Annotated in this window: 23 protein-coding genes; 20 read left to right on the top strand and 3 right to left on the bottom strand. The window is 54.6% G+C overall.

Annotated elements, in window-relative coordinates; genetic code table 11:
* Window positions 1–19: 19 nt before the first annotated feature.
* The 4 genes from BMZ14_RS00120 (at window position 20) to BMZ14_RS00105 (ending at window position 7,110) form a co-directional block, all read left to right on the top strand.
* Window positions 20–2,887, top strand: a complete 2,868-nt coding sequence (locus BMZ14_RS00120; RefSeq protein ID WP_074793430.1) for a 2-oxoglutarate dehydrogenase E1 component — start codon at window positions 20–22, stop codon at window positions 2,885–2,887.
* A 22-nt stretch (window positions 2,888–2,909) separates the two neighbouring features.
* Window positions 2,910–4,229: a 2-oxoglutarate dehydrogenase complex dihydrolipoyllysine-residue succinyltransferase gene (gene odhB / locus BMZ14_RS00115; RefSeq protein ID WP_074793428.1), complete on the top strand. Its 1,320-nt coding sequence runs from the start codon at window positions 2,910–2,912 to the stop codon at window positions 4,227–4,229.
* 77 nt (window positions 4,230–4,306) lie between these two features.
* Window positions 4,307–5,767 (top strand): dihydrolipoyl dehydrogenase, encoded by a 1,461-nt coding sequence (gene lpdA / locus BMZ14_RS00110; protein WP_074793426.1) that lies wholly within the window; start codon window positions 4,307–4,309, stop codon window positions 5,765–5,767.
* A 209-nt stretch (window positions 5,768–5,976) separates the two neighbouring features.
* The gene (locus BMZ14_RS00105) at window positions 5,977–7,110 is read left to right on the top strand and encodes a DNA topoisomerase IB (RefSeq protein WP_074793424.1); all 1,134 of its coding nucleotides are present in this window, start codon (window positions 5,977–5,979) and stop codon (window positions 7,108–7,110) included.
* Here the strand turns inward: BMZ14_RS00105 and BMZ14_RS00100 are convergent.
* Both BMZ14_RS00100 and BMZ14_RS00095 read right to left on the bottom strand, forming a co-directional pair.
* Window positions 7,076–7,600, bottom strand: coding sequence for a hypothetical protein (locus BMZ14_RS00100; protein ID WP_074793422.1), 525 nt, complete (start codon window positions 7,598–7,600; stop codon window positions 7,076–7,078). The two genes, BMZ14_RS00105 and BMZ14_RS00100, sit on opposite strands and share 35 nt — an antisense overlap.
* A 47-nt stretch (window positions 7,601–7,647) precedes the next feature.
* Window positions 7,648–8,673 (bottom strand): DUF6733 family protein, encoded by a 1,026-nt coding sequence (locus BMZ14_RS00095; RefSeq protein WP_177186878.1) that lies wholly within the window; start codon window positions 8,671–8,673, stop codon window positions 7,648–7,650.
* A 669-nt stretch (window positions 8,674–9,342) separates the two neighbouring features.
* Between BMZ14_RS00095 and hisG the strand changes: the two genes are divergently transcribed.
* The 13 genes from hisG (at window position 9,343) to tatC (ending at window position 18,547) form a co-directional block, all read left to right on the top strand.
* Complete coding sequence (hisG, locus tag BMZ14_RS00085) at window positions 9,343–10,050, top strand: ATP phosphoribosyltransferase (RefSeq protein ID WP_074793418.1); 708 nt, start codon at window positions 9,343–9,345, stop codon at window positions 10,048–10,050.
* On the top strand, window positions 10,037–11,359 hold the full coding sequence (hisD, locus tag BMZ14_RS00080) for a histidinol dehydrogenase (RefSeq protein WP_177186877.1): 1,323 nt from the start codon (window positions 10,037–10,039) through the stop codon (window positions 11,357–11,359). Before hisG ends, hisD begins: the two co-directional genes overlap by 14 nt.
* Window positions 11,360–11,550: 191 nt before the next feature.
* Complete coding sequence (gene hisC / locus BMZ14_RS00075; protein WP_074793416.1) at window positions 11,551–12,642, top strand: histidinol-phosphate transaminase; 1,092 nt, start codon at window positions 11,551–11,553, stop codon at window positions 12,640–12,642.
* Between the two features lie 8 nt (window positions 12,643–12,650).
* On the top strand, window positions 12,651–13,238 hold the full coding sequence (hisB, locus tag BMZ14_RS00070; protein WP_074793414.1) for an imidazoleglycerol-phosphate dehydratase HisB: 588 nt from the start codon (window positions 12,651–12,653) through the stop codon (window positions 13,236–13,238).
* Window positions 13,239–13,264: 26 nt separating this feature from the next.
* Window positions 13,265–13,924, top strand: a complete 660-nt coding sequence (gene hisH / locus BMZ14_RS00065; RefSeq protein WP_074793412.1) for an imidazole glycerol phosphate synthase subunit HisH — start codon at window positions 13,265–13,267, stop codon at window positions 13,922–13,924.
* A gap of 62 nt (window positions 13,925–13,986) precedes the next feature.
* Complete coding sequence (gene hisA / locus BMZ14_RS00060; protein ID WP_074793410.1) at window positions 13,987–14,757, top strand: 1-(5-phosphoribosyl)-5-[(5-phosphoribosylamino)methylideneamino]imidazole-4-carboxamide isomerase; 771 nt, start codon at window positions 13,987–13,989, stop codon at window positions 14,755–14,757.
* Window positions 14,758–15,003: 246 nt separating this feature from the next.
* The gene (gene hisF, locus BMZ14_RS00055) at window positions 15,004–15,762 is read left to right on the top strand and encodes an imidazole glycerol phosphate synthase subunit HisF (protein ID WP_074793408.1); all 759 of its coding nucleotides are present in this window, start codon (window positions 15,004–15,006) and stop codon (window positions 15,760–15,762) included.
* A gap of 36 nt (window positions 15,763–15,798) precedes the next feature.
* The gene (gene hisI / locus BMZ14_RS00050; protein ID WP_074793406.1) at window positions 15,799–16,191 is read left to right on the top strand and encodes a phosphoribosyl-AMP cyclohydrolase; all 393 of its coding nucleotides are present in this window, start codon (window positions 15,799–15,801) and stop codon (window positions 16,189–16,191) included.
* Window positions 16,188–16,514: a phosphoribosyl-ATP diphosphatase gene (locus BMZ14_RS00045; protein WP_074793404.1), complete on the top strand. Its 327-nt coding sequence runs from the start codon at window positions 16,188–16,190 to the stop codon at window positions 16,512–16,514. Before hisI ends, BMZ14_RS00045 begins: the two co-directional genes overlap by 4 nt.
* Before the next feature lie 2 nt (window positions 16,515–16,516).
* The gene (locus tag BMZ14_RS00040) at window positions 16,517–16,870 is read left to right on the top strand and encodes a histidine triad nucleotide-binding protein (protein ID WP_074795351.1); all 354 of its coding nucleotides are present in this window, start codon (window positions 16,517–16,519) and stop codon (window positions 16,868–16,870) included.
* Window positions 16,871–16,882: 12 nt separating this feature from the next.
* Window positions 16,883–17,110 (top strand): Sec-independent protein translocase subunit TatA, encoded by a 228-nt coding sequence (gene tatA, locus BMZ14_RS00035; protein WP_074793402.1) that lies wholly within the window; start codon window positions 16,883–16,885, stop codon window positions 17,108–17,110.
* A gap of 102 nt (window positions 17,111–17,212) precedes the next feature.
* A complete protein-coding gene (gene tatB, locus BMZ14_RS00030; protein WP_074793400.1) occupies window positions 17,213–17,662 on the top strand; it encodes a Sec-independent protein translocase protein TatB in 450 nt (149 codons plus the stop codon).
* A gap of 87 nt (window positions 17,663–17,749) precedes the next feature.
* A complete protein-coding gene (gene tatC / locus BMZ14_RS00025; protein ID WP_074793398.1) occupies window positions 17,750–18,547 on the top strand; it encodes a twin-arginine translocase subunit TatC in 798 nt (265 codons plus the stop codon).
* Window positions 18,548–18,664: 117 nt separating this feature from the next.
* Here tatC and BMZ14_RS00020 read toward each other — a convergent pair whose 3' ends face one another.
* Window positions 18,665–19,852, bottom strand: a complete 1,188-nt coding sequence (locus BMZ14_RS00020) for a Do family serine endopeptidase (RefSeq protein ID WP_074793396.1) — start codon at window positions 19,850–19,852, stop codon at window positions 18,665–18,667.
* A gap of 56 nt (window positions 19,853–19,908) precedes the next feature.
* On the opposite strand from BMZ14_RS00020, the gene BMZ14_RS00015 reads away from it, so the two are divergent.
* The 3 genes from BMZ14_RS00015 to haoB form a co-directional block, all read left to right on the top strand.
* Window positions 19,909–20,658 (top strand): Nif3-like dinuclear metal center hexameric protein, encoded by a 750-nt coding sequence (locus BMZ14_RS00015; protein WP_074793394.1) that lies wholly within the window; start codon window positions 19,909–19,911, stop codon window positions 20,656–20,658.
* A gap of 372 nt (window positions 20,659–21,030) precedes the next feature.
* Window positions 21,031–22,746 carry a multiheme c-type cytochrome gene (locus BMZ14_RS00010; protein WP_074793392.1) on the top strand — a complete coding sequence of 572 codons (1,716 nt, stop codon included), beginning with the start codon at window positions 21,031–21,033 and terminating at the stop codon, window positions 22,744–22,746.
* Window positions 22,747–22,761: 15 nt separating this feature from the next.
* Window positions 22,762–23,705, top strand: a 944-nt coding sequence (gene haoB, locus BMZ14_RS00005) for a hydroxylamine oxidation protein HaoB (protein WP_074793390.1), incomplete at its 3' end; no start/stop codon positions are given.

The following is a 23,705-nucleotide window of genomic DNA, read 5'->3' as shown; positions in this document are numbered from 1 at the left end:
AACGACGAGGTCTTTGGCCATGATGAAGCAATTGTTCGAGAGTTCCCTGCTGTTCGGCGCGAATGCACCCTTCATCGAGGGGCTTTACGAGGAATACCTGCGGAGCCCCGAATCCGTGCCACCGGAATGGCGGATCTACTTCGATAGACTATCGCGGGTAAACGGAGCGATTGAATCGGCTTCTCCAGATGTCCCGCACCAGCCAGTGATTGAATCGTTCATCCGTCTGGCAAAAGAAAAGCGGCGGCAGGGGGAACACGCGGGCCGGGGTGCCGCTAGGGAATTAACGCGGGAGGAGCGCAGCCTGACAACGGAACGCAAGCAGATATCGGTACTGCAGATGATAAACGCTTACCGCTTTCTCGGCGTCCGTCATGCAGACCTCGATCCCCTTAAGCGTCAGGAAAAACCGCACGTTCCCGAACTCGATCCTGCCTATTACGGTCTTACCGGGGCCGACATGAACACGATATTCGGAACCGGTTCGCTAATTGGCCCTCCCCGTGCGTCCCTGGGAGACATTCTGCAGTCGCTACGGCAAACTTATTGCGGCAGTATCGGCGTCGAGTATATGTACATAACCGATACCGAGCAAAAGCGCTGGATACAAGGCCGCATCGAAGGGCCGCGCGCACAGCCAAATTACTCTTCTGAATATAAAAAACATATCCTGGAACGCCTCAATGCCGCAGAAGGTCTGGAAAAATATTTGCATACCCGCTATGTCGGCCAGAAACGCTTTTCTGGCGAAGGCGGAGAAAGCCTGATTCCTCTACTGGACAATCTGCTGCAGCGTGCCGGCCGGATGGGCGTACAGCAGTTGGTCATCGGCATGGCGCATCGCGCACGGCTTAACGTGCTGGTCAATACCCTTGGCAAGCTCCCTGCCGATCTGTTCCATGAGTTTGAAGGCAAGCACGTTCACGAGTTGCCCGAGGGCGATGTCAAATACCATCAGGGCTTTTCTTCGGCGGTATCCACGCCCGGCGGAGTGATGGGACTCTCCCTGGCGTTCAATCCCTCACATCTGGAAATTGTGGATCCGGTGGTGCAAGGCTCCGTGCGCGCTCGGCAACACCGCTTGCAAGACAGGGATGGAGATCTGGTATTGCCCGTGCTGTTGCATGGGGATGCAGCGTATTCCGCCCAGGGCGTCGTAATGGAGACCTTGAATCTGTCGCAGACCCGCGGCTACGGCACCGGGGGTACCGTGCATGTCATCATCAATAACCAGATCGGTTTCACTACATCCGATCCACGTGACACACGGTCCACGCTTTATTGCACCGATGTGTCGAAAATGATTGAGGCGCCTGTTTTCCACGTCAACGGTGACGATCCCGAAGCGGTCGTCCTGGTGACCGAGATCGCATTGGATTTCCGGATGAAATTTCACAAGGATGTGGTCGTGGACATGGTTTGTTTCCGCACGCTCGGCCACAACGAGCAGGACGAACCGATGGTAACCCAGCCACTGATGTACAAGATCATTAGCCGCCACCCAGGTACGCGCAAGCGCTATGCGGACAAGCTGGAAGCCGAAGGTATCATGAATGCGGACCAGATCGAGCAGATGGTGAAGGCCTATCGCGATGATATGGATGCGGGCCGCAACCCGAACAAGACCATCGTTTACGGCTACAAATCCAATAATGCCGTGGATTGGGCGCCCTTCCTGGCGGATAACAAGTGGGATGTACAGGTGCAGACCGGACTGCCGATGGCGGAATTGAAAAGATTGGCTGCGCGGCTAACGGATATTCCGGAAAATTTCAAATTACATTCAAGGGTGGAAAAGATCATTGCCGACCGCCGGCTGATGGGAGAAGGAAAACTGTCTCTGGACTGGGGAATGGCCGAAAATCTGGCTTATGCGGCGCTTTTGAAGGATGGGTATGCGGTTCGCATCTCCGGGCAGGATTCGGGACGCGGAACCTTTTTTCATCGTCATGCTGTGCTGCACGACCAGAACCGGGAGCGATGGGACCAGGGCAGGTATGTTCCACTGCGTCACGTTGCGGCGGGGCAGTCTGATTTCGTGATAATCGACTCCGTGTTGTCGGAAGAAGCCGTGCTTGGTTTCGAATACGGTTATGCCACTGCGGAGCCGAATGAACTGGTGGTTTGGGAGGCACAATTCGGCGACTTCGCCAATGGCGCACAAGTGGTGATAGATCAGTTCATTGCCTCCGGCGAAGTCAAGTGGGGCCGCTTATGCGGTCTCGTGATGATGCTCCCGCACGGCTATGAAGGCCAGGGACCGGAACACTCCTCGGCCCGCCTGGAACGTTACCTGCAACTATGCGCGGAATACAATATCCAGGTATGCGTTCCCTCTACGCCAGCACAGATGTTTCATCTGCTTCGCCGGCAAATGATCCGCCCGTTGCGCAAACCGCTGATCATCATGAGTCCGAAAAGCCTGTTGCGCCATAAAGAATCCGTATCGAGCCTTGAAGATCTCGCTGACAAAGGTTTTCAGAGCGTGATCCCGGAAGTTGAAAAACTTGATCCAGGAAAGGTGCGGCGCCTGATCGCCTGCAGCGGCAAGGTATATTATGACCTCCTGGCGTACCGCCGCAAGCATAACATCGAGGACGTCGCGATCATACGCATCGAGCAGTTGTATCCTTTTCCGCATAACGAATTCCAGGTAGAGGTCGAACGCTATCCCCAGGCCAGGGATATACTCTGGTGTCAGGAAGAGCCAGGCAATCAGGGAGCATGGCATCGAATCCAGCACTATCTGCTGCGGCACAAGCGTCCCGATCAGACCTTGGGCTACGCATTGCGCCCTTCGTCGGCTTCTCCGGCGGTGGGGTATCTGGCGAAACACAACTTCCAGCAGAACGAGTTGATAGTAGCAGCGTTTCGCGAAAAAATTTAAGACAAGGGGAAGGGGAAGAACTATGCTCGTCGAGGTCAAAGTTCCAGCATTATCCGAATCGGTGGCCGAAGCCACGCTGGTTTCCTGGCACAAAAAAGAGGGCGAGCATGTAGACCGCGACGAGAACCTGATCGATATTGAGACAGACAAAGTAATACTGGAGCTACCAGCGCCGAGTTCAGGGGTGCTGACTAAAATCATCAAAGGCAATGGGGAGACAGTAACAGGTGGTGAAATTATTGCCACCATAGATACTGAAGCTGCTTCAGGTGAGGCAAAATCTGCTGCAACCGAGGGAAAAGCCGCTCCCATTGAGGCAGGAACTCCTCCAGCCGACACCGAAACCGCTCCAGCGGAGGGGGCAACGGCCGCACCGGAGACTGGAACAGCGTCGGCGCCTTCCTCGCCCGCCGCGGCAGCACCGGCAATGATGCCTGCCGCCCGAAACCTGGCAGCGCAGGCAAAGCTCGCGGCGGAAGAAATCAACTCGATCAAGGGAAGCGGGCGCGGCGGGCGCATTACCAAAGAGGACGTGGCGGCCCACGTGGAAAAAACACCCTCTCCCTCCACCCCTTCCGCCCGCGCCGCCTCTGCGGCAGCCCCTACAGTTTCAACGGCGGCTGCCCCTGCTTCTGGAGGCGAGCGGCCAGAGCAAAGAGTACCCATGTCGAGGCTGCGCGCGCGCATTGCCGAGCGGCTGGTGGAGTCACAATCCACCGCGGCGATACTCACTACATTCAACGAAGTCAACATGCAGGCGATTATGGACTTGCGCGCCCGCTATAAGGATAAATTTGAAAAGGAGCACGGAGTCAAGCTCGGCCTTACGTCCTTCTTTGTCAAGGCGGTAGTGGCAGCGCTGAAAAAATTCCCGATTGTCAACGCGTCAGTTGACGGAAACGATATCATCTACCATGGCTACTACGATATCGGCATAGCAGTAAGCAGCCCGCGAGGACTGGTAGTACCCATCATTCGCGATGCCGACTCTTTATCTCAGGCGGAAATCGAGATGCGGATCGCTGACTTCGGCAAACGCGCTGTGGACGGTAAACTGACGATTGAAGAGTTGACCGGCGGCACCTTTTCGATCACCAATGGCGGGGTGTTCGGCTCGATGCTTTCCACTCCCATCATCAACCCCCCACAGAGCGCAATTCTGGGTATTCATGCCACGAAGGAGCGGCCGGTAGCCGAGCGCGGGCAGGTGGTGATTCGTCCTATGTGTTATCTCGCGCTTTCCTATGATCACCGCATCATAGACGGGCGTGAAGCTGTCCTCTCTTTAGTGGCGATGAAAGAGGCTTTGGAATACCCCATGAGCCCATTACTGGAAGCGTGAGGCACGAGGCAAATCGTGATTTCATAAGCGCTTACGCACCTGTTCGTATTTCGGTTTCCCTCTTTTTATAAGTGAATATGTCCCAACCTTTTGACGTGGCAGTGATCGGCGCGGGTCCTGGCGGCTACGTCGCCGCAATCCGCTGCGCCCAGTTAGGGCTCAAGACCGTGTGTATAGATGACTGGAAAAATCCCCAGGGCAAGCCCAGCCTGGGTGGAACGTGCCTCAATGTAGGCTGCATCCCGTCAAAAGCGCTCCTTGAATCGTCGGAGAACTATGAACGTGCTGCGCACAAATTCTCTGCTCATGGAATCAAGATCAAGGGTTTGTCGGTGGACGTTCCGGTCATGATGTCCCGCAAGGACAAGATTGTCTCGAACTTCACCGGCGGCGTGGCCATGCTGCTCAAAAAAAATAAAGTTGCGTCAGTGCACGGGCATGGCACTTTGCTCAAAGGCGGCGAAGACGATAGCGGCAACCATGGGCTTTGGCAGATCGAGGTAAAGAATGGTGATAAGACGGAAACCGTCGAGGCAAAACACATCATCATCGCCACGGGTTCCACGCCGCGTACGTTGACGTTCGCGCCTGTGGACAATGAGCGAATACTGGACAATACCGGCGCCCTGGCGATGACAGAGGCGCCTCAGCGACTGGGCGTCATCGGCGGGGGCGTGATTGGCCTTGAAATGGGCAGTCTATGGCGAAGGCTCGGTTCGGAGGTCACCATTCTTGAAGCGCTGCCCGGCTTTCTTATGGCGGCAGACGAGCAAGTAGCGAAAGAGGCGCGAAAAATCTTCACCAAAGAATCAGGCCTGGTGATAAAAACAGGTATCAAGATAAGCGGAATCAAAACGGGAAAAAAAAGCATCACGGTTGAGTACGTCGATGCAGAGGGTGTGCAGGGAAGCGAACAAAAACTCGAAGTGGATAAACTGATCGTCGCGGTGGGCCGCGTTCCCAACACAGCGGGATTGGGTGCGGAAAATATCGGGTTGAACCTCGACAAGCGGGGTTATATTGAAGTAGACACCAATTGCCGTACCAACCTTCCAAATATATATGCTGTGGGTGACGTGGTGCGCGGCCCCATGCTGGCGCATAAAGCTTCGGAGGAAGGCGTCGCGGTTGCCGAAACCATTGCGGGCCAAGCTGGACACGTGAACCTTGATACAGTCCCCTGGGTGATCTACACCTCGCCGGAAATAGCCTGGGTAGGCAAAACCGAGCAGGAGCTGAAAACGGCGGGCGTTCAATATAAGGCAGGACAGTTTCCCTTCATGGCGAACGGTCGCGCACGCGCACTTGGGGAGACGGGGGGCTTCGTCAAAGTGCTGGCAGATTCGAACACCGACCGCATCCTGGGCATACACATGATTGGTCCCTATGTTTCCGAAATGATCGCCGAAGCCGTGATGGCGATGGAGTTTACGGCCAGTAGCGAAGATATCGCCCGCATCGTCCATGCCCATCCCTCGCTTTCGGAAGTATTGCACGAGGCGGCGCTGGGAGTGGAAAAACGAACGATTCATATATAAAGAAGGAAGATCGATGATAATGCCGTCCCTTTCTCTCCTTTTTTCGCTTTGCCCTACAGATCCGCTCAGTCTGGCAAGGTATGGAATGCCCGCAAAACGACCTGAGGAAATACGTTTCGAGCCTGCCACGTCTCGATATTCGCACACTGCACTAATTGATATTCTGAGCAACCCAATGAGTACAGGCCGCAAGATAACGGAATAATTGCATGGCTTCCTTGCCTGATAATGGTATGCCGGATGAACCAGGGGTAGAAGATCTGGCGGCACAGGCGGCTGCCGCAGGGCTGGTGTACGTTTCGGACAGTGAACCGGGAATCCGCAGATTACGCTGGGGACGCGGATTTCGCTACGTTGGTCCCGATAAAAAGGCGGTGACCGATCAGGCCGAGCTTGAACGCTTTGCGCGGTTGGCGATACCGCCAGCTTACACCGATGTGTGGATTTGCCGTCACCCGCAGGGGCACTTGCAAGCAACCGGACTTGATGCCCGGAAGCGCAAGCAGTACCGCTATCATCCTGACTGGCGCATGGTGCGGGACTGTATTAAATTTGCTCGCATGGCGGAATTCGGAGATGCTTTGCCACGCCTGCGTCAACGTCTTGAGCATGATCTGAGGAAACGAGGCCTGCCGCAAGAAAAGGTCGTCGCCGCCATAGTAAATCTGCTTGATGCTACCCAGGTGCGAATCGGCAATCTTTCCTATGCACGCGAGAACCATAGCTTCGGGCTCACCACGCTGCGCAAGCGTCATCTTTCGATCAGCAACGAGCGAAGGGCGCTATTGAAATTCAAAGGCAAGAGCGGCGTCGAACACGAGGTGGTAATCGAGGATCGGCGTATCACGAAAATCATACGTGATTGCCAGCAACTGAAGGGGCCGCATCTTTTTCAGTATGTGGATGAGCACGGCAAGCGCCGCCCGATAGGAGCCGAGCAGGTCAATAACTACCTCCACGAAATCATGGGCGCCGAGTTTACCGCCAAGGATTTCCGGACATGGGGGGCCACGCTGCGAGCGTTTGAACTCATGCTGGATACGCCTGTTCCAGAGCTTCCAACTAAACGGGCCCTCAGGGCCTGCATTGTATCCGCCACGAAAAAAGTCGCTGATGAGCTTCGCAATACTCCGGCAGTCTGCCGGAAATCCTACATTAATCCCCTGGTATTTTCTGCCTGGCAAAAAGGGGTTCTCCACCAATGCACGCAAGAACGAGTGGAGGGGGTACGAGAGACGTTGGAGTGCATGATGCTGGCTTTTCTTCGCGAAGAAAAAACAACGGCTGAAAGTACGTGGCACCCCCAAGCTATCGAGAACGCGCTGTCATCCGATACTCCATAAGCGTTTCCCCGGCAGATCGGACATCGTTCCTCTCCGGTGTCTGGCACTGCTCGGTCAGTTCCCGTATAACCTTCTGACGCTCAAGACGCTCCAGCTCGGCTATGTGCTCGTGCACGGGCGCCTGCTCCAGCCGGACACGAGATTCCACCTCGTTCTCTATATTTCTCGCATATTGCGTCGCATCATGTACACGTGGTGCCAGCTTCAGTGCCTCTGTATCCGCTGCTGCCCGGATTTCGTTGCACTTGACGAGAAATCGGGACGGCATCAGCCCGAGATCATGAAGCCTGGCCAGCAACGGGTGAGCCGATCTCCAACTGTACATCTGATGCTTCGCCTGCTTTACGTCCATCTCCGCCTGCCGTAATTGCTCTGTCAAGGAATTGCGAGCCTGCCGGGCCGCCAGTACCTCATGATCGCGCTCCACCAGATCGCGCACGTCCTGCGGCCGTAATTCTGCTATCGTCGCGCGCAACTCGGCGCTTGTCATACAATTTATCTTTTCCCGCATCTTGGTATCCCGACTCACTTCCAGCTTTAGAAATGAAGCTTGATGCTGGCTTGATAGAATTCCTTGGATACGTCTCCCTTCAGGTCAGCGCCAGCCGAGAAGCGCAGGGCAAGACTCATAGGCAGCGCAAATTCAATGTAGGGGCCTATCCAGTTGTAAACCGTGCCGGTATTTCCTTCTATGCGGTCTTTATGGAATCGCAGATGCTCCCAGTGAACGCCTACCGAAGCGACCGGCGTATTTTTAAAATTTAACAGGGCCGGTTTAACGCCTAGGCTGATCCAGTTATGGATGAAATCCCTGGCTCGCTCATCGCGAATAGCCAGATAGTAGGCGAAATACCCCTGCCCGGTAAAATGGTCGTCATTGTAATTGATCGTCATACTGGGCACCACGCCTTCCCCAGCCCGGATACCCCTCCCGACGATTCTGCTGGATAGTAAGGCGCCATTCAGCATGCCTATCTGAGGATTGATACTTAATGCATGGTCGAAAAAGTGGAAATTCAGACCCATGCCGACCTCGGTCCACAGCCCGTTGCCGCCGGCATCGACCTGAGTACCATTTGGACCGGAAACAACACGGCTGCGGCCAAAATTGGGACTCGTCCACAGCCAGCTGTAAAAAGTAAAGTCGATGTTATCCCGAATTTCATATTCCCCATCGAGGATGGTTTGGAAACCAAAGAACGCATCCTGTTTTAAGGTAACGCCACCGTGAAATTTTTTCCTGTCGAAACCGTGGCCTCCGCCATCGGCATCCTGCCACCCTGCATCCGCCGCAGATCCTTCCACGTTTGCAACCCGTGCTCCGGCGGCTTCCGGCTTCTTCTTGAACTCATCGTCCGTTTGGGCAGGCGGAGCAGAAGACTGTAACGTCCCGGCATCGTGTAATTTTTCCTTGCCGGCACCGTGCTTTGTGCCTTCGGTATTTTGTTCCCCTTGCCCCCCTTTGCTCTCCAAACGCGCTTCCAGCTCCAGAATCCTTGCTTCCAGGGTTTCGAGTTTCTTCCTAAGATCGCTGTCTGTTTTCGCCAGTACGGCAGAAGACATACAGGCGGTGCCAAGGAACAGAAAGAGACCGAAAAGTTTTTTTGTACCCCTTATCCAATTTTTATTAACGCTGTTATTTGTTCCCAACTTTAGTGACATTTTCATTTTCGCTTTCTATTTTTGTGAATTCTTACTCCCGCTTCACTCACTTTCCGGCATTTGTGTGGCAAGTGTGAAGTAAATGTGAAGTATTTGTGAGGAAGTATCGTAAATGAAGTGTGAAGAATATGTGGTGAATTTGTGAAGTAATTGTGAATTCCTTATTTTGCTCGGGATTAGGGCTTTTTTCCTCTTGAAGTTCTACCGAAACATGCAAAATCAGAGTGTGTGTAACTCACTGTCTTGGTGATGCTTTTTGCACAATTCAGCGAAAAAAATCCACGCACCGATCGGTAAAAGCTGTAGAGACCCCGACCATGCCAGGGCAACGAAGGAGCAGCACATCAACTCGGCAACAGTAAGCGTCTGCATGTACCAGTCGCACGCCGGCGTCGCGCGCCTCATATTTTCCCGGTGCCGGAAACCTTTTATGGCTCGGTATCCGTCAGTTGGCTCGAAATTTTTAATGCACCAGCCTGAATTCCCCGGGGGATTATTCGTCTTGAATGTTTTCCGGGTAAGTTCGACTTGTCGCTTTTAGGTTAAAATGAGGCCTTTGCAGAATCCTCCATGACTAGCATCACAATCGCCCTTTCCAAGGGCCGCATTTTTGACGATACTGCACCATTGTTGAAAGCAGCGGGTATCGTCGCGCTAGATGATCCTGAAACATCGCGCAAACTGATCCTGACGACCAATCGCGATGACGTGCGGCTTATCATTGTAAGGGCGTCGGATGTGCCGACGTACGTACAGTACGGGGCCGCGGACATGGGCATCGCGGGAAAGGACGTATTGCTGGAACATGGTGGCGCGGGGCTTTACCAGCCGCTCGACTTGAACATAGCGCGCTGCCGCATGATGGTGGCCGTGCGCGACGACTTTGATTATGAATCCGCGGTGCGCCGCGGTGCGCGGCTTCGCGTCGCAACCAAATACCTGCAAACAGCGCGTGAACACTTCGCCGAAAAAGGCATGCACGTGGATCTCATCAAGCTCTACGGCTCAATGGAACTTGCGCCTTTGGTGGGATTGGCCGACGCAATCGTGGACCTGGTTTCAAGCGGTAACACGCTGAGGGCCAACAGTCTGAAGGCAGTGGAAGAGATCACACCAATTTCGGCGCGGCTGGTCATTAACCAGGCGGCGTTGAAATTGAAGCGGAAAACAATTCATCCAATGCTGGAAGCTTTCTCGACGGCAATTGCGAAACAAGGCAACGATCCGAAAAACATTTCGAATCAAGAAAACCTGAAGTCTCTCCATGATTCAAATTAAGCGACTGTCTTCCACCAATGCGGGTTTCGATGAAACGCTGGCGAAACTGCTGGCTTTTGAATCCGCCCAGGATGCAAAGGTGAGTGCGACTGTATCGGATATTCTTGCCGATATCAAAAAGCGTGGCGACGAAGCCCTGCTGGAGTACACGCGCCGTTTCGACCGCCTGAAAGCAGCTTCGGCACTGGAGCTTGAATTGCCACAGAGCCGCTTGCAGCAAGCTTTGCAAAGCCTCCCTGCGGATCAGCGCAACGCCCTGGAGAATGCCGCGCAGCGAGTGCGCGCTTACCATCAAAAACAGCTTGCGCAATCCTGGAGCTATGTAGAACCCGACGGCACACTGCTTGGCCAGAAAGTCACCCCGCTGGATCGTGTCGGGCTATATGTTCCCGGCGGCAAGGCGTCCTATCCTTCGTCGGTACTGATGAACGCAATTCCGGCCAAGGCCGCGGGTGTTAGCGAACTCATCATGGTGACCCCCGCTTCAAACGGAGAAACGAACGATCTGGTGCTTGCGGCAGCAGCGATTTGCGAGGTTGACCGCGTATTTACCATTGGCGGCGCCCAAGCCGTAGGCGCGCTGGCGTATGGTACACAAGCTGTACCTCAGGTAGACAAGATTGTTGGTCCCGGTAACGCGTATGTAGCGGCGGCCAAGCGTAGCGTATTCGGGATCGTAGGTATCGACATGCTGGCGGGCCCTTCGGAGATTCTGGTGATTTGCGATGGCAGGACAAATCCCGACTGGATTGCGATGGACCTATTTTCCCAGGCCGAGCACGATGAGATGGCACAGGCAATTCTGCTTTCTCCCGATGCCCGGTTCATTGAAGAGGTAGCGGCAAGTATTGCCCGCCAACTGGAAGCCATGCCGCGAAAGGCAGTGATACGAGCCTCGCTTGAAAACCGTGCTGCCCTGATTCAAGTGCGGGATCTGGATGAAGCGTGTGCCATCGCCAATCGTATTGCACCGGAACATCTTGAATTGTCGGTTGAGCAGCCAGAAAAATGGGTGGAGAAAATCAGGCATGCAGGCGCAATTTTCCTGGGGCGTTACACGTCCGAAGCGCTCGGTGATTATTGCGCAGGTCCCAACCACGTGTTGCCTACCTCCCGTACCGCCCGCTTTTCCTCACCATTGGGCGTATACGATTTCCAGAAACGCAGCAGCATCATTCAAGTCTCTGAGCAGGGTTCGGCAAAACTAGGCGAAATTGCTTCCATTCTGGCTCATGGAGAAGGCTTGCAGGCGCATGCGATGTCGGCTGAATATCGATACAAGAAAACGATTACCTCCTCCGATGCATGAGCCGGGTAGCAAAAAGAAACGGCTCCTGTCAGTTCGCCTACTCGCCGCTACCCAACGACCCATGGGAAGACCTCACTGAATGATCCATGGCTCGATTCTGTTACCTGATGAAACGCATCACATCAGACGCAGGAAATAACGCACGTCAAACCTCACTTCGCCAGCTCAGCCGTGGTATAAAATAACCTGTTATGCCCTCCCGTCCAGATCAGCTTATCCGCCCTGAAATTCTCGCGCTCTCCGCCTATCATGTACCGCCCGCCAAGGGAATGGTGAAGCTGGATGCGATGGAGAACCCCTATTCCCTGCCGGCTCCATTGCGCGAGGAAATCGCTCAACTGGCGGCTGATGCGCCCATTAACCGCTATCCCGATCCGAATGCTGCTTCACTCAAGGCGGCGTTACGCGAAGCGCTCGCTATTCCGGATGGAATGGAGATCATGCTGGGTAATGGCTCGGATGAGATCATCCAGATCATTGCCTTGGCATTTGCCAGGCCCGGAGCGGCGCTGATGAGCGTCGAGCCTGCGTTTGTCATGTTTCGCATGATCGCCACTTTCACGGGGATGCGTTATGCAGGGGTGCCGTTAAATCCTGATTTCTCGCTTGATGTGGACGCGGTGCTGGCTGCCATCGCACGGCACCAGCCAGCGGTGATTTTCATTGCCTACCCTAATAACCCTACCGGCAACCTGTTTGACGCCGCTGGAATCTCACGTATTATTGACGCTGCGCCCGGTGTGGTAGTGGTGGATGAGGCGTACCACGCTTTCGCGGATGCCAGCTTCATGAGCACGCTGGCGAAATACCCCAATCTGTTATTGATGCGCACGCTTTCGAAATCCGGGCTCGCCGGTTTAAGGCTGGGGCTTCTGGCCGGAAGGCCGGAATGGTTGATACAGCTGGAAAAACTGCGTTTGCCGTATAATGTGGGGATTACTACCCAACTGATCACCGAAAAGGTGTTACAGCATGGAGATGTCCTGCTTCAACAGGCTGCGGCGATCAAGATTGAACGAGCCGTGATGAGTGAGCGCCTCGCAGCACTTAATGGCATTGAGGTCTTTCCAACAGATGCGAATTTTATTTTATTCCGCGTGAACCGGGGAAATAGCGCTGCCCAAGTATTCCAGAGACTTAAAGCGCGAGGCATATTGATAAAGAATCTCGACGGCTCGCACCCGTTACTGAAAAATTGCCTGCGTGTGACAGTGGGAACGCCTAGCGAAAACACGCAATTTTTAGAGGCGCTGCAAGCCTCGTTCAACCACCAAAACCATTAGATAACTCCATGCGTCAGGCCCAAGTCAACCGCAACACGCTGGAAACCCAGATTAGCCTCAACGTCAGCCTTGACGGGACTGGAAAGGCGATACTGGACACGGGAGTTCCCTTTCTCGACCACATGCTGGACCAGGTGGCCCGCCACGGCATGGTGGACCTGGAAATCAGTGCGAAGGGAGATTTGCACATCGATGCGCATCACACCGTGGAGGATATCGGCATCACCCTGGGACAGGCATTCATGCAGGCCATCGGAGACAAAAAAGGGTTGCGCCGCTACGGCCATGCTTATGTGCCGCTCGATGAAGCGTTGTCCCGGGTGGTAGTTGATCTCTCGGGACGTCCTGGCATGGAATTCAATGTCGAGTTTGTGCGAGCCCGTATCGGTGATTTCGATGTTGACCTGATCGCGGAGTTTTTCCGGGGTTTTGTCAATCACGCGCTGGTTACATTGCACATCGACAACCTGTCCGGCGGCAACGCGCATCACCAGGCGGAAACCATATTCAAGGCATTTGGCCGTGCCTTACGCATGGCGATGGAATCAGATCCGCGCGCGAGCGGTATGATTCCGTCTACCAAAGGCTCTTTGTAGAGCCTATCACTTCTTATCTGCGCGGCATGACTGATATTGCAATTGTTGACTACGGCATGGGTAACTTGCGCTCGGTGTCCAAAGCGCTGGAGCATGTCGCCCCCGGGGCCAGTATCACTGTTACCGAAGACCCCGAGGTGGTGCGGAGAGCCGGCCGCGTAGTGGTTCCGGGCCAGGGCGCAATGCCGGACTGCCTGCGGGAACTTGAAATGCGCGGCTTGCGCGAAGCGGTGATGAATGCCGCAATGAGCAAGCCATTTCTCGGCATCTGCATCGGCCTGCAAATGCTGTTCGACAGTAGTGAGGAAGGCAATGTTGAAGGTCTCGGCATTGTACCCGGCACGGTGCGGCGATTTTTCCCCACCGCGCGGCCGGCTGCCAGTGAAACCGGGGTTACGAACGGGCAGAGGCTAAAGGTGCCTCACATGGGTTGGAACGAAGTACATCAATCCGCCAATCATCCCCTATGGAAAGGCATTCCAGGGAATGCGCGTTTTTATTTCGTGCACAGCTACTATGTTGAAAACGCCAACCCATCCCAGGCAGCGGCATTCAGTCATTACCCTTCTCCATTCACTTGCGCAGTAGCAAAGGATAATATTTTTGCGGTCCAATTCCATCCGGAAAAAAGCCACAACGCAGGTTTGGCGCTGCTGAGAAACTTTGTACAGTGGGAACCTGCTTAACGACCCTATAAGCAAATCCGGGCATCACTCATAACTTTCATATCAAGATTCATTCCTGACAAATGCTGATCATTCCTGCGATAGATCTGAAAGACGGTCACTGCGTACGTCTGAAACAAGGCGTGATGGAAAACGCCACTGTGTTTTCACAAGATCCTGGCGCCATGGCCAGACATTGGCTGGAACAGGGCGCGCGGCGGCTACATCTGGTGGACCTCAACGGCGCATTTGCCGGCAAGCCGAAGAATGAACCCGCTATTCTGGATATTGTTGAGGCCCTCGGTGATGAAATTCCAACCCAGCTCGGCGGTGGCATACGTGATCTCGAAACCATCGAACGTTATCTCGACGATGGTATTACTTATATTATCATCGGCACCGCCGCGGTAAAGACACCGGGGTTCCTGCACGATGCCTGTAACGCTTTTCCCGGCCATATCATGGTGGGACTGGATGCGAAGGATGGCAAGGTAGCAGTTAATGGCTGGTCCAAGGTCACGGGGCACGACGTTGTGGACCTTGCGAAAAAATTTGAGGATTACGGCGTCGAAGCGATCATTTATACCGATATCGGACGCGACGGCATGTTGACCGGCGTCAACGTTCAGGCGACGATGGAACTCGCCAGGGCACTCACTATTCCTGTCATTGCCAGCGGGGGCGTCAGCAGCCTCGACGATGTCAAAGCACTATGCGAAATAGAATCGGAAGGCATAGCAGGCGCAATCACGGGAAGAGCAATCTACGAAGGAGCGCTCAACTTCAAGTCCGCACAGGCGCTCGCCGATGAGTTGAGCACGAAAAACAGGCCCCGCGATATCACCTATTTCTGATGAAGTTTCCGACTGTCCGCTTTGAAGGTAAATTTACATAAATCGCGTTTTTCGATCGGTATCCGTCTTTCGACACTCTGTTCTTCGATGAACCGCATTTACTCTCGTGAGAACTCTACAAGCCTGGAAGGTGCAGGAAAGCTGATTGTCAACTAAGCGGTCAACGACGTTGCCGGTCGAGGCTTCAACGCAGCCTGGACATCCGGCAGGCGGGCAACGGTCAGATCGCGATCTTTAAAGGTATCTATGGGCTTGGCCAAGCGTATCATCCCCTGCCTGGACGTAACCAATGGACGTGTCGTCAAGGGTGTCAATTTCGTGGGACTTAAGGATGCAGGCGACCCTATCGAAATATCACGCCGCTACGATGAACAGGGAGCCGATGAACTGACATTTCTTGATATCACCGCCAGCTCCGACAACCGCGACCTGATCCTGCACATCATTGAGGAAGTTGCTGCCCAGGTGTTTATTCCATTAACGGTTGGTGGCGGGGTCCGCAAGATAGAAGACGTGCGCAGGCTCCTGAACGCCGGGGCCGATAAGGTAAGCATCAACACCTCGGCGGTGCAAAATCCTCAACTGGTGGCCGAAGCCGCTGGCCGCTATGGTGCTCAATGCATTGTAGTGGCGATAGACGCAAAGCAGGCAGGGACCAGGTGGGAAGTATTTACCCATGGAGGACGCAAGGCCACCGGTCTGGATGCCATCGAGTGGGCAAAGAAAATGCAGTCGCTGGGCGCCGGCGAAATATTGCTTACCAGTATGGATAGAGATGGAACTCGCAACGGTTTTGACCTCGCGCTAACTCGCGCCGTATCGGATTCTGTCGATGTGCCAGTCATTGCGAGTGGTGGCGTGGGCAATCTGGACCATTTAGTTGAGGGAATCACGAAAGGCCACGCTGATGCGGTATTGGCGGCCAGTATTTTTCACTTCGGGGAATACAGCGTACGCCAGGCCAAGGCGTATATGGCGCAACATGGCATTGAAGTACGATTGTAATAGAGATTTCCCATAACCCGATCCTCAAGCATATCTATGTCCGATATTTGGCTCAACAAAATAAACTGGTCTGATGACGGCCTGGTGCAGGTAGTAACGCAAGAAGCTGACAGCAATAAGGTACTGATGGTTGCCTGGATGAATCGCACGGCGCTGAAGCTGACCGTGCAAACCGGTGAGGCCCACTATTGGTCTCGCTCTCGCAAGAAACTCTGGCATAAGGGCGAAGAATCCGGGCACGTTCAGAAGATCAAGGAAATCCGGCTGGATTGCGACGATGATGTCCTGCTGCTGCGGGTGGAACAAGTGGGCGGCATCTCTTGTCATACAGGTAGGCATAATTGTTTTTTTAATAAGCTGGAAGATGGGTGTCAATGGGTAGTGGTGGAACCGGTAATCAAAAACCCTGAAGAGATATACAGTAAATGACGGATTCAGCTATTCTTGACCGCGTGACTGAAACCATCGAGGTTCGAAGGAGCGCCGATCCATCCACGTCCTATGTGTCAAAGCTGCTGCACGATGGGCAGGACAAGATACTGAAAAAAGTAGCGGAAGAGTCGGCAGAAGTTTTGCTGGCATCGAAGGACGGTGATAAAACCCATATCGTGCGCGAGATGGCGGATCTTTGGTTTCATTGCCTGGTTTTACTCGCTCACCATAACCTGGGGCCAAACGATGTGCTGGATGAGTTGCGGCGACGGGAGGGAATGTCAGGGCTAGATGAAAAGGCGGCCAGGAAAACAGGATGAAAATGGACAACTGTGTCTTTTGTAAAATTGGGCGGGGAGAAATCCCCAGCGAGAAAATATACGAGGATTCCGGAGTCTTCGCATTTCACGATATTCATCCTGTGGCGCCGGTACATTTCATGTTGATCCCTAAATTGCACATCGACTCGCTGGCGGAGGTCGAAGACAAGCACTCCGGTTTACTGGGAGAGATGATGGTGCTGATACCCAGGCTGGCGAGGGAGCAGGGTTGTACGGATGGCTTTCGCACAATTATAAATACAGGACGCGTGGGAGGGCAGGAGGTTTATCATTTGCATATTCATATCATAGGTGGGGGGGAACGCTTGCCTGTCATGATTCCTCGTCCGCGATAAAGGAGTAAAAAAATGGGATCATTCAGCATTTGGCATTGGCTGATCGTTCTGCTGATTGTTGTTCTGGTATTCGGTACCAAGAAACTCCGCAATCTCGGCACCGATCTGGGCGGCGCGGTAAAAGGCTTCAGGGAGGGCGTGAAAAGCGCTGATGACGAAGAGATAACTTCCGGGCCTCGTCAAACCGACGCGCGAATCGTCGAAGGCGAAGTTAAGGATAAAACTCACGTAAATTCCTGAAGCTGCAGGTAAAAAAGTGAAGCGTTCAGGTCGACGGGGGAGGAAGTTTTCCACTGATCGAAAGGTCTCCAATCGCTGTTTCGCCGGCTATTGCTGCAAATAATGTTCGATATCAGCTTCACGGAAATTCTTGTAATAGCAGCCGTGGCGCTAGTCGTCATTGGTCCTGAGCGCCTTCCAAAGGTAGCAAGGACCCTGGGGCATCTGTTTGGGCGAGCGCAGCGGTACGTCAACGACGTCAAGAATGATATCCAGCGAGAAATGGAACTGGAGGAACTGAAAAAATGGAAAACCTCGGTAGAGGGAGCGGCGCGTTCCATCGAAAATACCGTACGAACAGAAATAAACCAGTTCCAGGAAGCAATGGAGGGAGAAATGGAATCTTCCATCCCGGCACCTTCTGCGTCATCTTCCGGAGCCGCTACCGAAGCTGTTCCGCCACCTGATTCGCCACATGATTCTTCCGCCACTCAAACCAGATCACCCGCTGCACCCGTTCCGTCACCAGCATCGAGCCTTGACATATCCCGAACAGAAGCACGCCGCGACTAATTCAGGTGCGGGATAACGTATACTTCGCTGACGCAAATCGGTGAACCGGCGAACCTCGCCGCCCAATTTCCCGCTCCCTTTCACAATATGAGTACCGACGAAACGTTTATTTCGCATCTTGTGGAGCTTCGCGCGAGGCTGATACGTGCATGCGGCGGACTATTGCTTGGCTTTCTCCCCTGCGCCTATTACGCGCGGGAACTGTACTCCTTATTGGCACAGCCTCTGCTGGAGAAGCTGCCACAAGGCGGGCAAATGATCGCAACCGAAGTTGTCACACCTTTTTTTGTACCCATGAAAGTGGCCATGATGGCGGCTTTCATCATTACCTTGCCCTATACGCTCTATCAAATATGGGCGTTTGTGGCGCCGGGGTTGTATTCTCACGAAAAACGTCTGGTATTGCCCCTGGTGTTCGCCAGCAGTTTCCTGTTCGTTTGCGGCATGGCCTTCGCCTACTTTGCGGCGCTCCCCCTGGTATTCGAATTTATTACCCATTTTGCGCCCCAGGGTGTAGCGGTCATGACGGATATCGGCCGATACCTGGACTTTGTGCTGACTATGTTCATCGCCTTCGGTATAACTTTTGAAGTACCCATATTCGTCGTGATACTGGTTCGGGCAGGTGTGGTGTCAATCGAGAAACTGAAGGCAGTACGCAGCTATGTACTCGTAGGCGCTTTCGTCGTAGGCGCAATATTTACACCCCCGGATGTCGTTTCTCAGTTCATGCTGGCTGTACCGCTTTATCTGCTCTATGAACTGGGAATAGTAGTTGCAGGACTTGTCGGCAAACCTGCCGGATTACCGGCTTATCAAACAACGGGCGAAGATATGAAGCATGAACCGGAAAAAGCTGAAAGCGGAAAAAAGGAAAACAGCTGAAAAAAACCATTTTCACGGCTATTCATATGAATAAATATTCTGGATCATAACGCTGAACGGAAAAATAAGCGGGAAGCCGCCAGATATGGATTCAATCCAATCTCCGCTCCCACCGTCTTACTCTAGGGCGTCCGGGTCCTCATACTGCTCCTGAGGCAAGGGTTTGGGACGCTTGCCGACTTTGATATCGATGGATTTTTCCGCCTGGTTGCGTTCTACCTTTATGGTGGCCGCCTCCCCCGGTAATAATGCCGCGATCAGATTAAGCATATCGGACGAATCGGTGACCGGGCTTCCCTCTACCTCCACAATAATATCCCCCGGCTTTACCCCCGCCCGGTCGGCAGGACCACCCTTTAGCACTCCGGCGATCAAGGCGCCCTTGGTGTTCGGCCGCTTGAAGGATTCCGCCAGTTCCGGTGTCAGGTCTTGAACTTCCACTCCTATCCAGCCGCGGGTCACACCGCCCGTCTGAATGATCTGCTCCATTATCTGCTTGGCCACGCTGGCTGTAATGGCGAAGCCGATGCCGAGTGATCCGCCGGTGCGCGAGACTATTGCGGTATTGATGCCGATCAGATTGCCGGAGGCATCCACCAGCGCACCGCCGGAATTCCCCGGATTGATGGCAGCGTCCGTCTGAATGAAATTCTCAAAAGTGTTAATTCCCAGATGTGTCCGGCCGAGTGCACTGATAATACCCATCGTTACCGTTTGCCCGACCCCGAAGGGGTTTCCGATAGCAAGCACAATATCGCCGACCCGGGCATTATCAGAGTGACCGAAGGTCATCGTCGGCAGGGATTCCATATCCACTCTCACAACTGCAAGGTCTGTCTCCGGATCGGAGCCGATGACGCTTGCTCTAGCCTTTCTGCCATCCGCCAGCGCAATTTCGATTTCATCCGCGGCTTCTATCACATGATGATTGGTAAGAACATAGCCCTCGGGACTGACGATTACGCCGGAGCCAAGGCTTGACGCGCGGCGGCTCTGCGGCGGTTCGGACCGATCGCCGAAGAACCGCCGGAACAAGGGATCCTCCATCAACGGGTGGGAAGATATCTTCACCTCCTTGCTTGTAAAAACGTTCACTACCGATGGCATGGCCTTTTGGGCGGCATCGCTGAAACTGCCGGGCTTTTGCGCGTCCTGAGAAGTTCGTTCGGAAACTGCTTCTTTTATGGTTACCATTGCCCCCTTATGTTGCCAGGGCAAGAGTTCAGGCCGCAAGGTGGAAACGACAAACAATACCGCAAGGACTATTGTTGCCGTTTGCGCGAAAACCAGCCATAGTTTGTGCATTTTGGATACGGGCTTTGAGGTTAAAATGGTTTCAAATATAGACTGGACGAATTCAGATGCGAATGAGTGAGCTCGAAACCTATTTGAACCAGCTTCTAGACATCACCCACTTCCATGATTATTGCCCAAATGGGCTGCAAGTGGAAGGCCGAAGTGAGGTTTACCAACTCGTTAGCGGTGTGACGGCTTCTTTCGATTTCATCCAGGCCGCGGTAGCGGCAGGCGCCGATGCAGTGCTGGTACATCATGGTTATTTCTGGCGTGGGGAAGACCTGCGCATCGTCGGCATGAAGCACCGCCGTATCGCGCTATTGATGGCACATAATGTCGGTCTGCTCTCCTACCATTTGCCCCTGGACGCACACCCCGAGTTTGGCAATAACATTCAACTGGCCCGCAGACTGGGCTTCACCGAAACGAGCCGTTTTGGCGATCAAAACATTGCCATGGAGGGAACACTTCCGCCGCAGCTCGCGAATCTGAAAGAACTGCGCATCAGTATCGAACGCACCCTGTCTCGAACACCGCTGGTAGTCGGTGACGATGAAAAGACGGTGAGGCGTGTAGCCTGGTGTACCGGCGGCGCGCAGGGTTTTTTCGATGAGGCTGTGCAACTGGGCGTGGATGCGTTTATCACTGGTGAAATTTCCGAGCAGAACGTTCATAGCGCCCGAGAATCGGGAGTTGCCTTTATTTCCGCAGGGCATCATGCCACCGAGCGGTATGGGGTACAGGCACTAGGGGAACATATCGCTCAAAAATTTGGCATTGCCCATCAGTTCATTGATGTCGACAATCCGGTATAAGCTTCCTCACTGAACAATCATCTCTGCCCGCAAACCCGCAGGTCATCCACCTATCAAAATCTTCCTGCTGCCTTTGATCTATCACTGCATCAGAGTGGTATCAGTGGTACCAGAAAGAGTGATAGTACTGGCGCTACCCGTATATAAAAGCCCGCGTTACAGTAATGGTAATAAAAATTCTTAAAAAATTACGAAGTGCACTCCTTGCCCCAGGAGAAGCCGGAAGCGACCCGATGGCGTCAGCGCCTGCCGTAGCGGATCGGACGGCCTGCTGGTTCTGCCGCCAGAAGATATGCTGAGCGTTTTCAGGCAGGCAAGAGCCCACTGTTAGCGAAGCACAACGAATATCAAAACGGAGTAAAGGAGAGAGAAATGTTAGTGAAGCCTTGGCTGAGGCTGGTGACGCTGACGTGTGGGGCGCTGTTTGCGGCCTCTGCGTACGCGAACTTTCCCAGCGTTCCCAAAGAGACGTACAAAGCGCTGAATCTGGAGCAGTCGGCCTCGCCCAAACAGCTGCATGAAGCGTTGGTAAAGCGTTACAAGGACCCTGCGCAAGGCGCTGGTCGCGGGACGCTGGCCAAGTACTGGGAGCCGATTCCCATGAGCATGTACTTTGACCCGGCGTCTTTTTACAAGCCGCCGACCTCGATGAAGGAAGTTGCGTCGCGTGACGAATGCGTCAAATGCCACACGGACGAATCGCCGGTATGGGTCAATGCCTGGAAGAAGAGCACGCATGCCAACCTGGACAAGATCCGCAACCTGAAGCCGGAAGACCCGATCTACTACAAGAAAGCCAAGCTGGAAGACGTGGAGAAGAACCTTCGCTCCATGAATCGTCTGGGTGCCAATGAGAAGCTCAAGGAAGTCGGCTGCATAGACTGTCACGTTGACATCAACACCAAGGGCAAGGCTGACCACATGAAGGACCTTCGCATGCCCACGGCGGACGTATGCGGCGTGTGTCACCTGCAGGAATTTGCCGAGCGCGAATCCGAGCGCGACACGCTCATCTGGCCGGACAAGCAATGGCCGCAGGGCCGTCCCTCGCACGCACTGGACTGGAAGGCCAACGTGGAAGTTGCCGTGTTTGCCTCCATGCCGCAGCGCGAGATTGCCGAAGGCTGCAGCATGTGCCACACCAACCAGAACAAGTGCGACTCCTGCCACACCCGGCATGAATTCTCCGCGGCCGAATCGCGCCAGCCGGAGACCTGCGCCACCTGCCACAGTGGCGTGGACCACAACAACTGGGAAGCGTACTCCATGAGCAAGCACGGCAAGACCGTGGCCATCATGGGCAACAAATGGAACTGGAACGTACCGCTGAAGGACGCCTACGCCAAGGGCGGGCAGACTGCCCCGACCTGCCAGGGCTGCCACTTCGAATATGAAGGCAAATACAGCCACAACGTCGTGAGGAAGATACGCTGGGCCAACTATCCTGCGGTACCGGGCATCGCCGAGAACATAGACAGCGAATGGTCGGAAGCGCGTCTGGACTCCTGGGTCAAGACCTGCACGCAATGCCACTCCGAGCGTTTTGCCCGCTCCTACCTTGAATTCATGGACAAGGGCACCCTGCACGGCCTGGCCAAGTACAAGGAAGCGCACGCGGTTGCCGAGAAGCTCTACAAGGAAGGCATGCTGACCGGTCAGAAGACCAACCGTCCGACCCCGCTTGCACCCGACAAGGAAATGTTTGCCGGCTTCACCCAGCTCTACTGGTCCAAGGACAACAACCCGGCCGCCATCGAGCTCAAAGTGCTGGAAATGGGAGAGAACAACCTGCCCAAACTGCACGTAGGCCTGGCCCACGTCAACCCGGGTGGCTGGACTTACACCGAAGGCTGGGGCCCGATGAACCGCGACTACGTCGAAGTCATGGACGAGAACACCAAGATGCGTGAAATGGCGGCCCTGCAGGCACGGGTGGCCAAGATGGAATCGAAACGCAGTTCGAGCCTCTTTGACCTGAACAGCACCGGCGAGAAGATCTCGCTTGGCGGGCTGGGTGGCGGCATGCTCCTGGCCGGCACGCTCGCCCTGGCAGGCTGGCGCCGGCGCGAGAAGAACGATCGCTCCTAGCGGTTCGATATAAGCTTGATCGCCTCAACCTCAAGCCGCGCCCAGGTGGCGCGGCGCAGCGGCAAACTCCTCCCCTCACTGGGCATCCTGCTGGTGACGGGAGGAATTCTTTTGCTCCTCTGGTTTGCCTGGCTCTGGTTCAATCCCGGCCCTGCCCCCTACCGCTACCAGCTGGTGGAAGAAGGCGACGTGGACAAATTCAGCCAGCTGGGACTCACCGCCTGGCCCGACCTCAAGCTGGCCAAATACGAAGTCTATGCCGAAGGTGTCGACCAGCCCCTGGCCGTCACCCATATCGCAAGACAGGGGACGGGCTCACCCGTCCTGCTGGACTGGGAAAACCGCACGAGCGAGTTGCTGCTCACCACCGACAGCAAGCTCAGCGAACTGACCGCGCTTGCCGTGGCCATCAACAAGTACGCCGCGAAGGACGCCCTCGTCCTGGCCTGGTGGGACACCTCGCGCCAGATCAAGCTGCTGGCCGGGCGCGACACCCTGTTCACCCAGCGGGTGGGCGAACCGCTGATCGTGCCCCCCCACTGGCAGGATCAAATGGACGCCATCCGCCACTACGAAAACGAATTCTGGGGTGCGAGTGCCTCTTCCGAGGAGCAGCGCAAGTTCCAGCGCTTCGCCGACGCCCTCCTGGCCGAGCCGCAGGCAGGGGCTGCCATCCTGCGCGAGCTTGCCGGCATGGACGGCGCGGGCAAGGATGCGCGCGAAGCCTATATCGCCATCCACGTCACCGACCTCTACAAACTGGGGCTCATGCGCCCGGCGCAATTTGACATGGCCTACAAGAACTTCCCCATGGAAGGCAACATGCACGGCATGATAGGCTACTTGAAGAGCTGGATGCAGGAGAACGGCTTCAAGACCCACACCCTGCAGTCCCTCTCCGACAAGATGGTGCGCGGCTACTTCCTGCGCGATGACAAAAGCAGCAACAGCCTGATTGC

The sequence above is a fragment of the Nitrosospira briensis genome (assembly GCF_900115125.1).
In the GTDB taxonomy this organism is placed as follows: domain Bacteria; phylum Pseudomonadota; class Gammaproteobacteria; order Burkholderiales; family Nitrosomonadaceae; genus Nitrosospira; species Nitrosospira briensis_A.
This window is presented reverse-complemented; position numbering and strand designations above follow the sequence as displayed.